Source organism: Nocardia sp. NPDC055050, from assembly GCF_053608345.1.
Genome location: NZ_JBSGVG010000007.1, coordinates 213,798 through 225,313 on the forward strand (window position 1 = coordinate 213,798; position 11,516 = coordinate 225,313).

Annotated in this window: 12 protein-coding genes; 5 read left to right on the plus strand and 7 right to left on the minus strand. The window is 67.4% G+C overall.

Translation table 11 applies throughout. From position 1 onward, the window contains the following. Positions 1–123 precede the first annotated feature (123 nt). Entirely contained in the window at positions 124–846 is a 723-nt protein-coding gene (locus tag ACWGCN_RS10245) for a sensor domain-containing protein (RefSeq protein ID WP_452458527.1), read from the minus strand. 232 nt (positions 847–1,078) lie between these two features. Here ACWGCN_RS10245 and ACWGCN_RS10250 point away from each other — a divergent pair, with 232 nt between their 5' ends. From ACWGCN_RS10250 to ACWGCN_RS10270, 5 genes are all read left to right on the plus strand, one after another. Then, entirely contained in the window at positions 1,079–2,023 is a 945-nt protein-coding gene (locus ACWGCN_RS10250) for a PAC2 family protein (protein WP_378988602.1), read from the plus strand. Between the two features lie 26 nt (positions 2,024–2,049). Next, positions 2,050–4,548: a DEAD/DEAH box helicase gene (locus ACWGCN_RS10255; protein WP_378988600.1), complete on the plus strand. Its 2,499-nt coding sequence runs from the start codon at positions 2,050–2,052 to the stop codon at positions 4,546–4,548. 103 nt (positions 4,549–4,651) lie between these two features. Next, positions 4,652–5,755 carry a type III PLP-dependent enzyme gene (locus tag ACWGCN_RS10260; RefSeq protein WP_378626650.1) on the plus strand — a complete coding sequence of 368 codons (1,104 nt, stop codon included), beginning with the start codon at positions 4,652–4,654 and terminating at the stop codon, positions 5,753–5,755. An 8-nt stretch (positions 5,756–5,763) separates the two neighbouring features. Beyond that, the gene (gene speD / locus ACWGCN_RS10265) at positions 5,764–6,969 is read left to right on the plus strand and encodes an adenosylmethionine decarboxylase (protein ID WP_378988598.1); all 1,206 of its coding nucleotides are present in this window, start codon (positions 5,764–5,766) and stop codon (positions 6,967–6,969) included. 135 nt (positions 6,970–7,104) lie between these two features. Then, positions 7,105–7,665, plus strand: a complete 561-nt coding sequence (locus ACWGCN_RS10270; RefSeq protein ID WP_378988596.1) for a hypothetical protein — start codon at positions 7,105–7,107, stop codon at positions 7,663–7,665. 66 nt (positions 7,666–7,731) lie between these two features. On the opposite strand, the gene ACWGCN_RS10275 is transcribed toward ACWGCN_RS10270, so the two are convergent. The 6 genes from ACWGCN_RS10275 to ACWGCN_RS10300 form a co-directional block, all read right to left on the minus strand. After that, positions 7,732–7,944 carry a tautomerase family protein gene (locus ACWGCN_RS10275; RefSeq protein ID WP_378988594.1) on the minus strand — a complete coding sequence of 71 codons (213 nt, stop codon included), beginning with the start codon at positions 7,942–7,944 and terminating at the stop codon, positions 7,732–7,734. Between the two features lie 96 nt (positions 7,945–8,040). Next, a complete protein-coding gene (locus ACWGCN_RS10280) occupies positions 8,041–8,781 on the minus strand; it encodes an SDR family NAD(P)-dependent oxidoreductase (protein WP_387442459.1) in 741 nt (246 codons plus the stop codon). A 78-nt stretch (positions 8,782–8,859) separates the two neighbouring features. Beyond that, complete coding sequence (locus tag ACWGCN_RS10285; RefSeq protein WP_378988590.1) at positions 8,860–9,450, minus strand: TetR/AcrR family transcriptional regulator; 591 nt, start codon at positions 9,448–9,450, stop codon at positions 8,860–8,862. A 105-nt stretch (positions 9,451–9,555) separates the two neighbouring features. Further along, complete coding sequence (locus tag ACWGCN_RS10290; protein ID WP_452458526.1) at positions 9,556–10,158, minus strand: energy-coupling factor transporter transmembrane component T family protein; 603 nt, start codon at positions 10,156–10,158, stop codon at positions 9,556–9,558. Continuing rightward, entirely contained in the window at positions 10,155–10,835 is a 681-nt protein-coding gene (locus ACWGCN_RS10295; RefSeq protein WP_452458525.1) for an energy-coupling factor ABC transporter ATP-binding protein, read from the minus strand. Before ACWGCN_RS10295 ends, ACWGCN_RS10290 begins: the two co-directional genes overlap by 4 nt. 12 nt (positions 10,836–10,847) lie before the next feature. After that, the gene (locus tag ACWGCN_RS10300; protein ID WP_387442451.1) at positions 10,848–11,441 is read right to left on the minus strand and encodes a biotin transporter BioY; all 594 of its coding nucleotides are present in this window, start codon (positions 11,439–11,441) and stop codon (positions 10,848–10,850) included. Between the last annotated feature and the right edge of the window lie 75 nt (positions 11,442–11,516).

An 11,516-nucleotide genomic window follows, 5' to 3' on the forward strand; every position in this document is an offset into this window, starting at 1 on the left:
CCCCACACCGGGTGCACCGACCTGGGCTTTCATCCGCCCTGTGTGTAGTGCCGAAGCTGTGGACCGATCCCGCTCCCGGCCATGCGCGGCGGGCGAACCTGTCACCGCCTGGTGGTAGGCGCTTCAGCTACCGCGTACGGCGGCGGCGGTGGTGGCGAACATCTCGTCCACTGCGGCCGTATCCGGTTGTCCCGCACCGAAGGTCATCGACGTCACCGTGATGCGCACGTCGCCGATCTGCCCGATCGAGGTCTGCATCGTCTGCGTCAGCCCCGCACCGCCGACTTCGGGAACCACGGTGCGCCGCAACGCTATCGCGTCGTCGGTACCGGTCGGCGCGGTCCGGTCGAGCGCGGTCGTGACGGTGGACCCCGCACCCGCCCGCCGAACCTGGATCAGCCCGCACTCACCGAGTCGATCGCGCAGCGACGACACCGGTTCGGCGCTCCGCGACAACTCGACGGTCAGGGTGGCCCGGCTCGCGTCATCGGTCCCGACCGCCACCGCCGCGGGCTCCCCGCCGGGCTCTGCCTCGACCGGTGTGCATTTCGCCGGGCTGACGGTCGCGCCCGCCCCCACTCCGTCGAGATCGGCCGCGGCCGCCGTCGCCGCCTGCGCGGGCAGCACGACCGCCGGATACCGGGCCGGAAACTGCGACGGCGCGGGCAGCAGCTCGGCCAGCGAACCATCGATCTGCCGCACCGATACCGCGCTCTCGGCGACCGGTGTCCCGCTGACGCTCTGCGCACACCCGGTGAGCGCGAAGGACACGGCCACCAACCCCAGCCACCAGCGGCGCAGGCCCGGATCACCCGCGCGGATCGGTGTCACCTGCGCCACGTTCACACCGTCCACTGTGCCCCACCGCCTCGATCGGCCCGGTCGCGCCACGCCGGGCGGCGGCGCGGCACACCCCGGTCCCCCGCACCGGGCGGGAATGCGCGAGGTGTCCATGCTGTTGCCTAACAGGACGAGCCGTCCCCGGCCGTGTGTGATGGCACTGCTCGCGTGGGGGACAATGGAGATCCGCTTCCCCACCCCGCGAGCGATGGTGGACCGCGCAGGAAGGAGAAACGCGATGGATGACCAGTCGCATATGTACGAACTGGAGTTTCCGGCGCCGCAGTTGTCCTCGGACGACGGTGCGGGCCCCGTGCTGGTGCACGGTCTGGAAGGTTTCACCGACGCCGGGCACGCCGTGCGTCTGGCGACGACCCATCTGCGCGAGAGCCTCGAATCGGAGCTGGTCGCGTCGTTCGATGTCGACGAGTTGCTCGATTACCGGTCGCGCCGCCCGCTGATGACGTTCAAGACCGATCATTTCGCCGACTACGCGGAACCGGAACTGAACCTGTGGGCGTTGCGCGACACCGCGGGCACCCCGTTCCTGCTGCTCTCGGGCCTGGAACCGGACTTGCGCTGGGAGAAGTTCACCACTGCGGTGCGGCTGCTGGCCGAACAGCTCGGTGTGCGCCGCACGATCGGCCTGTCGGCGATTCCGATGGCGATCCCGCACACCCGTCCGCTCGGTGTCACCGCGCATTCCTCGGATCGTTCGCTGATCGGCGAGCACCAGCGCTGGCCGGGCGAGTTGCAGGTGCCGGGCAGCGCGTCGTCGCTGCTCGAGTACCGGATGGCGCAGCACGGCCACGAATCGCTCGGATTCTCGGTGCACGTGCCGCACTACCTGGCCCAGACCGATTACCCCGAGGCCGCGCAGACGCTGCTGGAGAACTTCGCCGACAACGCGGGCCTGGATCTGCCGCTCTCCGCGCTGGGTGAGGCGGCCGCGCGCGTGCGCGAGCAGGTCGCCGAGCACATCGCGGGCAACGAGGAGGTGGAGACGGTCGTCACAGCGCTGGAACGCCAGTACGACAGCTTCGTCACCGCCCAGGAACGCCAGTCCAGCCTGCTGGCCGCCGACGGTGAACTGCCCAGTGGCGAGGAACTAGGGGCGGAGTTCGAGCGCTTCCTGGCCGAGCAAGGTGGTTACGACGACACCTCCGGCGAAGGTAAAGACTGACCCCCACACCCACTAGGGTGGTCGGAGTGGATCTGACCGACCTACTGGAAATTCCCGGGACCGACGCCGACGCGCTCTACGAGTCGTTCGCGGCGTGGGCTGCCGAGCAGGGCACAACCCTGTATCCAGCGCAGGACGAGGCGCTGATGGAGTTGGCGTCGGGGTCCAATGTCATCCTGGCGACGCCGACCGGCTCCGGAAAGTCTCTGGTAGCGGTCGGCGCGCACCTGTTCGCCATGGCCAACGGGCAGCGCAGCTACTACACCGCACCGATCAAGGCGCTGGTCAGCGAGAAGTTCTTCGCGCTGTGTGAGGTGTTCGGCGCGGAGAACGTCGGCATGGTGACCGGTGACGCGGCGGTCAACGCCGACGCCCCGATCATCTGCGCCACGGCCGAGATCCTGGCGAACCTGGCGTTACGCGAGGGCGCGGCAGCCGAGGTCGGGCAGATCGTGATGGACGAGTTCCATTTCTACGCCGACCCGGACCGCGGCTGGGCGTGGCAGGTGCCGATCATCGAACTCCCCCGCGCCCAATTCCTGCTGATGTCGGCGACATTGGGCGAAGTGGACTTCTTCGCCGCCGATCTCGAGGCGCGCACCGGCCGCTCCACCACGGTGGTCGCGGGCACCGAACGTCCTGTCCCGCTGACGTTCTCGTATGTGCGCACCCCGATCACCGAGACTCTCGAAGAGCTGGTGACCACCCACCAGGCGCCGGTCTACGTCGTGCACTTCACCCAGGCCGCCGCACTCGAACGCGCGCAGGCGCTGACGAGCGTGAACTTCGCCTCCCGTGCAGAGAAGGACGCGATCGCCGCCGCCATCGGCGAGTTCCGGTTCGCCTCGGGCTTCGGCAAGACGCTGTCGCGGCTGATCCGTCACGGCATCGGTGTACACCACGCGGGGATGCTGCCCAAATATCGCCGCCTCGTGGAGAAGCTCGCTCAGGACGGGCTGCTGAAAGTGGTGTGCGGCACCGATACCCTCGGCGTCGGCATCAACGTCCCGATCCGTACCGTGCTGCTCACCGGTCTCACCAAGTACGACGGTGTGCGCACCCGCAGGCTCAAAGCGCGTGAGTTCCATCAGATCGCCGGGCGCGCGGGTCGCGCGGGCTACGACACGATGGGCACCGTGGTGGTGCAGGCTCCCGAGCACGAGGTCGAGAACACCCGCCTCATCGCCAAGGCGGGCGACGACCCGAAGAAGCAGCGAAAAGTGGTGCGGCGCAAGCCGCCGGAGGGTTTCGTCTCGTGGAGCGAGGAGACCTTCGACCGGCTGATCGCCGCCCCGCCCGAGCCGATGGTGTCGCGCTTCGCGGTGACCAACTCGATGTTGCTCAATGTGATCGCCCGCCCGGGCAACTGCTTCTACGCGATGCGTCACCTGCTCGAGGACAACCACGAGCCGCGTCCCGCGCAACGCAAGCACATCCTGCGAGCCCTGCGCCTGTACCGGTCACTGCGCGATGCCGGTGTGGTGCAACAACTGTCCGAGCCCGACGCGAAGGGCAGGATGGCGCGGCTCACCGTCGACCTGCAACGCGATTTCGCGCTGGACCAACCACTGTCACCGTTCGCGCTGGCCGCGTTCGACCTGCTCGATCGCGACAGTCCCACCTACACACTCGACGTCGTCTCGCTGATCGAGGCGACCCTCGAGGACCCGCGCCAGCTGCTGATGGCTCAGCAGCACAAGGCTCGTGGTGTCGCCGTCAACGAGATGAAGGCCGACGGGATCGAATACGAGGAGCGCATGGAGCTGCTCGAGGAAGTCACCTGGCCCAAGCCCCTGGCCGAGCTGATCGATCCGATGTTCGAGACCTACCGAGCCGGCCACCCCTGGGTGTCGGAATTCGCGCCGTCACCGAAGTCGGTGGTGCGCGACATGATCGAACGCGCGATGACCTTCGCCGAACTGATCTCGCACTACGAACTGACCCGCTCCGAAGGCGTGGTGCTGCGCTACCTCGCCGACGCCTACCGCGCCTTGCGCCGCACCGTGCCCGACGCCGCCCGCACCGAGGATCTCGACGACCTCACCGAATGGCTCGGCGAACTCATCCGCCAGGTCGACTCGAGCCTGCTCGACGAGTGGGAACAGCTCACCAACCCCGGCGCCGAGAACGACGCCCAGCAGATAGCGTTCGGTGCCGAAACGGTGCGCCCGATCACCGCCAACGAACGCGCCTTCCGGATCATGGTGCGCAACGCCATGTTCCGCCGGGTGGAGCTGGCGTCGCGACACCGCTGGTACGAACTCGACCAACTCGGCACCGGCCCCGAGTGGGCCGAGGACTTCGCCCCCTATTTCGACGAGTACGCCACGATCGGCACCGGCCCCGACGCGCGCGGCCCACAACTGTTCGGGATCGAGCAGCGGCCCGGTTTCTGGCATGTCCGCCAGGTGATCGACGACCCCGCGGGTGATCACGGCTGGGCGGTCACGGCGATCGTGGATCTCGAGGAATCCGATGCCGCGGGCGAGGTGGTGTTCGACGAGGTCACAGTCACGGCGGGATGAGTAATACCAGTTGCCTATGACGAATATGACGAATGTTTGACGGATTCGTTGTTGGGTAGGCGCCGCTGATAGTCTCTCCCGGCTGCCGACCGAAAGTTCACCTGTGCCCGAATCCCCGTACCTTGTCATCGACCCCGAGCGGGTACGTGCCAACTACCGAACCCTCGACGCCGCCGTCGCTGTCGGCACCCGGATCCGGTACGCGGTCAAGGCGGCGCCGGTGGCGGAACTGATCACCCTGCTCGACGACGAGGGCGCCGAATTCGACGTCGCCAGCATCGGCGAGATCGACCAGTGCCTCGACCTCGGTGTCGCGCCCGAGCGGCTCTGCTACGGCAACCCGATCAAGAAGAGCGCCCATATCGCGCGCGCCTTCGCCCTCGGGGTGCGCCGCTACGCCTTCGACACCGAGGACGACCTCGACCGCATCGCCGAGCACGCGCCCGGCTCCGAGGTCGAGTGCCGGTTCCTGTCCTCGGCCCCCGAATCACGGACCCCGTTCGGCACCAAGTTCGGGTGCGCGCCCGCCGAAGCCCTGCGGCTGCTGGTGCGCGCCCGGGATCTGGGCCTACGGGTCGGCGGCCCCTATTTCCACGTCGGCTCCCAGCAGCTCGACCCCGCCGCATGGCGGATCGGCATCGAGCAGGCGGGTGCGATCGTCACGGCGTTGGCGGACAAGGACATTCACGTCACGGCGGTCAATGTGGGCGGCGGTCTGCCGATCTCCTACGTCGACGCCGCCCCCGAACTCGACGCGATCGCGGCCGCTATCTCCGGTGCCGCCGCCGAGTTCCTGCCCGCGGCCATCGGCCTGATCGTGGAACCCGGCCGTGCGCTGGTGGGTAACGCGGGCACTGTGCACGCCGAGGTCGTCGGCGTGCGATTCGCGCCGGATGGCCGGCGCTGGGTGTATCTCGACATCGGCCGATACAACGGTATGGCCGAGACCGAGAACGAGTACATCGCTTACCGTTTCGTCACCGATCGCGACGGCGATCCGGTGTCGGAGGCGGTGGTCGCGGGTCCGACCTGCGACGGCGACGATGTACTGTATCAACGCACGAAGGTCCTTCTGCCGACCACGTTGCGAGCCGGTGACCGGATTCAGATCCTGCACACCGGCGCCTATACCGCGAGTTATTCGTCGGTGTCCTTCAATGGTTTTCCGCCCTTGACCGTTCATGTCTCGGGCGCTGAGCGAGAGTGAGTTTGCCCATGACGGCGGAATTCACCGGTTGGCACGTGCTGGCCGAGTTCGGTGGCGTCGACACAGCCCTGTGTGACGATCTCGAACGACTCGAATCGGCGTTGCGTGAGTCTCTGATCGCGGCGGGCGTCACCATCTGCGAAGTCGTTCACAAAAAGTTCGATCCGCAGGGGGTGACCGTCCTCGCGCTGTTGTCGGAGTCTCACGCCTCGATTCACACTTATCCGGAGTCCGGCGACATCTTCGTCGACGTCTTCACCTGCGGCAGCATCGGTGCGGGCGCGACGAAAGCCGTCGAGTTGCTCCGAGACAAGTTGTCCCCCACCACAGTTCGGATGCAGACGGTCCAGCGTGGCCACGGCGCCGAGAAGATCTACGAACCGGTGGGCGACGGCCTGACCCGGATCTGGGATCTGCACGAGGTGATCGTGGATACGAACACCCCGTTCCAGCACATGGTGATCGCGCGGACCGATCAGGGGATCTCCCTGTTCTCCGACGATGATCGCCAGTCCACCGAGTTCTCCCAGGTCACCTACCACGAGGCCATGATGGTCCCGGCGTTCGTGCTGGCGGAGAAGCTCGACCGGGTGCTGATCATCGGTTCCGGTGAGGGTGTGGCCTCGCAGATGTCGGTGGCGGCCGGGGCGACCCTGGTCGACCATGTCGACATCGATCAGCGCGAAGTGGAGCTGTGTGCCGAGCACCTGCCCTACGGCTACACCACCGACGAGCTCGCCGCCGCAGTGCGGCACGAGGGCCCGGTCCATGTGCACTACGCCGACGGCTGGGACTTCCTGGCGAACGCGCAGGCGGCGGGCACCCGCTACGACGTGATCGTCATCGATCTGCCCGACGAGCGTGTCGAGGACGCCCAGCACAACCGCCTCTACGAGTCGGAGTTCCTGTCCCGATGTAAGGCGCTGCTCGCCCCCGGCGGCGTGCTGTCGGCGCAGGCCGGCTGCGCGACCATGTGGCGCAACGAGACGCTGAAGCGTTCGTGGGGTCGTTTCCACGAGCAGTTCGCCACCGTGGTTCCCTACGGCAGCGACGAGCACGAATGGACCTTCCTGTTCGGCCTGAACGAGAAGATCGACGACCCGGTCCGCGGTATGCGCGACCGTCTCGCCCTGCTCCCCTACCGCGCCGAGACCATCGACGCGCGGGCTCTGGAGCGCGGCGCGGTCGAGCCGTACGCCCTGCGCGACCGGTAGGGAATCCGCACCGACAACGGGCCGGGACGTGTGATGCGTCCCGGCCCGCTGTCCTGGGTCCGGCGAAACCGCACCGGGGCGCGCCGCGGCTTGGCACCATGCGAGGACCGAGTTTCGACAGAATCGAGTCCGCCCATGAAGCCGACACCGTTGTCCGCGAACGGTCTGATGCCGGTCCACCGGCCATCTGACCGACGCCCGCGCCTCGATGCCCTGTCCACGGCGGGTATCGCCGCGTTCACGGAGCTGTTCACCGCGGCGCCGGAGACGACAGCATCAGATTTCGGCCGGCTGACCGGCGATCTGGTGATGCGATCTTTTCCCGCGACCGGCTCCCGGTTGCTCGGACCGCTGATGGACCGTCCCACCTACTTCTGGGTGGGCAAGTCCTTTCGTCACGTGGACGGCGGGATGGCATTCGGGCACAACATCTTCCGCCTGCTCGGCGGCATGCGGGCGCTCAACTTCGTGGCAACGGTCGGCGCATCCTCGGTCGACGGACGTGCGGCCGTGCGATTGGACTACGACGATCTCCGGGCCGGAAAGCCCGGTCCCGCCCACCGGATCTACGACGAGTTGCGCGAGATCGAGCCGGGTCTGTGGCTGGGACCCAGCTACTTCAAGCGCGGTGCGACACTGACGTCCATGGGCTGGTTCGCCCTGGATGCCTCGATCGAGTTCGACGGTCCACTGTGAGTCGGCCCCGCGCTCTCGCCCGGAGACGGTACCGAGCCGGGGCATGCCCGGCCCGGTACCGATGACTCACTCCGTGGCGGCTCGACGGGCGCGATACTCGGCGACGTTCACGCCACCGACGCCCCAATCCGTCAGCGGCACTTCATCGATCACGACGTAGGTGCTGTCGGGGGCCTTGCCGAGTACCTCGAAGAGCAGATCGGTGACGCCCTTGATGAGCTGCGACTTCTGTTCCGTGGTGACATTTTCGTCGGTGACCTTGATGTTCACGTACGGCATGAGCGTGTCCTTTCGATGGGTGCAGCTCTCACAGGATGACCGGCGTTCGGCGCGCTGCGCACCCGAATCCGTTGTGTAGTAGGTCTTTTCGCTGACTCAGGCCGCTCGGCCGGAAATGAAGCCGCCGTCGACGGGCAGGATGTGGCCGGTGACGAACTCGGCGTCGGCGAGGTACAGCACGGCCGCGGTGGTTTCGGTGACGTCGCCGAGACGGTCGAGGAGGGCGAACCCGCCGAAGACAGCCTCGTTACCGCTCGCCAGCAGCGGCGTGCGCACGAAGCCGGGGGCGACGGCGTTGACGCGAATACGGTCGACTGCCAGTTCGGCCGCCAAACTTGTGGTCAAGGCGTGGATCGCGCCCTTGCTGGCCAACGGCGCGGAGGCGGGGATATCGGCGATCGCGTGCGTGACGAGCACGGTGCCGATATTGACGATGCTGCCGCCCGCACCCTGCTCACGAAGCCGCCGGACCACGGCCTGCGTGGTGAAGTAGGTGCCTTTCAAGTTGCCGTCGAGGTAGCCGGTCAACTCGTCGGCGGTGACCTCGGTGAACGGCTTCGCCGCGAACGTGCCCGCGTTGTTGACCAGCACATCCACCCCACCGAATCGCTCGACCGCGGCCGCGACCAGCGCCGAACCCGTTGCGGGCGAGCCGATATCGCCGACGACGACCGCCGTGCGCTCGGGCGCGCCCAACTCCTGGGCCACCGCCGCGAGCTTCGCGGCATCACGCCCGTTGAGCACGACATTGTCGCCGCGCTGAACGAAGGCACGAGCGATGTCGCGCCCGATCCCACTGGAGGATCCGGTCACGATGGCCGTTTTGATGGTGGACATGGTGTCTTCCCTTTCATTTGATACGACCGGTCGTCTTGGAATAGACACGCAGCAACCAGCCGGTCCGCCCGACCCTGATCAGGGCCGGAAGTAGTCGTCCAGCAGACGGTTCAGGCACTTGTGCAGCGGCTCGACGGTGCGCTGCAGCTTCATCCGGATCACGGCGCCCTCCCACGATTCGAGGAGCAGGTCGGCGAGGTCGACCGCGTCGATATCGCCGCGCACCGAGCCGTCGGCCTGCGCGGCGCGCAACGCGGCCGCGACACTGTCACGCCAGGCCACCCAGGCACTCGACAGTTCTTCCCGCAGCACGTCACTACCTTCGAGCTCGGCCGCGAGGTTCGCGAGCAGGCAGCCGCCGGTGAAGTCGGTGCGCACGAATTCGGCGGTCTGCCGCGCGAAGAAGACGCGCACGCCACCGAGGGGATCGGCGGTGGCGCCGAAGGCGTCGGCGAGGTTGCGCTGGATGCACAGTGAATGATGCTCGATCACCGCTCGAGCGAACGTCTCTTTGCTGTCGAAGTAGTTGTAGAACGAGCCTTTCGGCACCCCGACCTTGTCGAGCACCTGCTTGATGCCGGTGCCGTGATAGCCGTTGGACAGCAGATCGGCCGCGCCCTCCTCGATGAGAAGCGCTCTCGTGTCGTCGCTGCGCCGTGGTCGTGCCATGCGCAGAACTATACGACCGGTCGTCTAGGAATAGCAAGGTGCGCGTACGCGCGCTACGCGGAAGGCGGCTGGCCTCCTGTTCGCATCGCGCGGTCCACGCCGATCTCAGTCGTCGTCGACACCGCGTGCGGCGAGGGCTTCTCCCATCGCGTCGGCGGTGCGCAATGCCCGTACCAGCACGGGCGTGACCAGCGCGGTCGCCGACCACGACACCCCGCGGGCTCGCCGAGCCTCGCCGACATCGTGGACGATCTGCGCCAGCAACGGAACACACCGGATGGCCAGTGCCAGAAGCAGGCTCACCCGCTCCGGATTCACTCCGACGCGGCGCAGCGGGCCGAGCGCGCGGGTGAGCGCATCGAGCATGGCGCTCACCCGTGTGGTCACCGTGACCAGCGCAGCGAGGGCCACCGACACGAGCAACACCCCGCACACCACCACGGCCCGCGCCGGCGAGGTGGTGAGCAGCTGGAACACCCCGATGATCGCGGTCATCCACAGCACCGGGCGCACCTGGGCGAAGGCCACCCGCCAGGAGACGCGGGCGAGCGCGAACAGACAGGCCACCACCGCCGCGGCGACCAGCACAGTGAGTGGACCGCGGACGAACACCGTCATCGCGAGGATCGAGACCAGCAACAGCGCCAGCTTCACCCCCGCCGGCATCCGGTGCAGCGGCGAGTCGCCGGGGCAGTACAGGCCGATCATTCGATCAGGTGCCGATACGCGTCGATCGCCGCCGGCGGTGCGCCGTCGAAAACGACGCAACCGTTGTCCAGCACCACGACTCGATCGAACCCGTCGAGCAGTCCGAGCTGGTGGGTCACCACGATCACCTGCTGGTCGAGGGAGTTCAGCGCCTGCGAGACCCGCCGGGCATTGCGTAGATCGAGCAGCGTGGTCGGTTCGTCGGCCACGATCACCTCGGGCTCGCGAATCAGTGCGGAACCGATGGCCAGCAGCTGTTTCTGTCCACCGGAGAGCAGGTGCGCCGGGTGGTCGGTGTGCTCGGCGAGGCCGAATCGGTCGAGCATCCGCTGTACCCGGGCGGCGATATCGGTCTTGGTCAGGCCGCTGCGGCGCAGCGAGAACGCGAGGTCCTCGGCAACTGTCGGCATCACGATCTGGGTATCGGGGTCGGTGAACACGAAGCCGACCTTGCGCCGCACCTGCGCGCCCTTACGGGCGACGTCGAGCCCGTCGACGGTGACGGTGCCTGCGGTCGGCTTCAGCAGTCCGTTGAGCATGCGGGCCAGCGTCGATTTGCCCGAGCCGTTGGCGCCGATGAAGCCGACCCGGCGTTCGGTGATCCGCAGATTTATCTCACGCAGCACGGTCCGGTCACCGAAACGATGCCCCACCGCGTCGACGACGATCTCGCTCACGACGCGCGGCGATCAGCCACGGATCAGCCCGGGATACGCGCGATGCACGCCCTTGGCGACGACCGTGGCGATCACGACCTTGGCGAGGTCACCCGGGATGAACGCGAAGTTGGTCGACACCGCCGCCCACGGGCTGAGATCGGTGCGCACCAGCAGTCCCGCGGTGCCGAACAGGTAGATGATCACGATGCCGCCGAGTGCGTTGATCAGCAGACCGAACACGATCGGATACTTCGGCAGGATCATCGCGGTCAACAGACCGATGACCAGCGTCGCCGGAATCCAGCCGATCAGGTAACCCGCCGTGGGCGAGGCCAGTGCGGTGAGTCCGGTGCGGCCGCCGGACAGCAGCGGCAGCCCGATCATGGTCAGTGCGATGAACACCGCCACCGCGGCCGTGCCCTTACGCGCACCCAGGATCGCGCCGGTGAGGATCACTCCGAGCGTCTGCAGCGTGATCGGTACCCCGCTGAACCCGACGGTGATCGCGCCGGGCAGGCCGAGCGCGGCGATCAGGGCGGCGAACACCGCGATCTGCGCCATGTCCCGTGCGGTGAAGGTGGCTGCCCACTTCGGGGATTTCTCGACTTCGGGCACGGCGGACATCCTTCGCTACACAATTGAACAACGTTCAAGATAGCAGGCGACCAGGTCGGTCTCGCAACCGGAGCGTGTAGGCGG

Coding starts and splice junctions, on each gene's coding strand:
- ACWGCN_RS10300 (WP_387442451.1), bottom strand. CDS start 11,441: ATGTCCGCCGTGCCCGAAGTCGAGAAATCCCCGAAGTGGGCAGCCACC.
- speD (WP_378988598.1), top strand. CDS start 5,764: ATGACGGCGGAATTCACCGGTTGGCACGTGCTGGCCGAGTTCGGTGGC.
- ACWGCN_RS10275 (WP_378988594.1), bottom strand. CDS start 7,944: ATGCCGTACGTGAACATCAAGGTCACCGACGAAAATGTCACCACGGAA.
- ACWGCN_RS10290 (WP_452458526.1), bottom strand. CDS start 10,158: ATGATCGGCCTGTACTGCCCCGGCGACTCGCCGCTGCACCGGATGCCG.
- ACWGCN_RS10280 (WP_387442459.1), bottom strand. CDS start 8,781: ATGTCCACCATCAAAACGGCCATCGTGACCGGATCCTCCAGTGGGATC.
- ACWGCN_RS10270 (WP_378988596.1), top strand. CDS start 7,105: ATGAAGCCGACACCGTTGTCCGCGAACGGTCTGATGCCGGTCCACCGG.
- ACWGCN_RS10250 (WP_378988602.1), top strand. CDS start 1,079: ATGGATGACCAGTCGCATATGTACGAACTGGAGTTTCCGGCGCCGCAG.
- ACWGCN_RS10285 (WP_378988590.1), bottom strand. CDS start 9,450: ATGGCACGACCACGGCGCAGCGACGACACGAGAGCGCTTCTCATCGAG.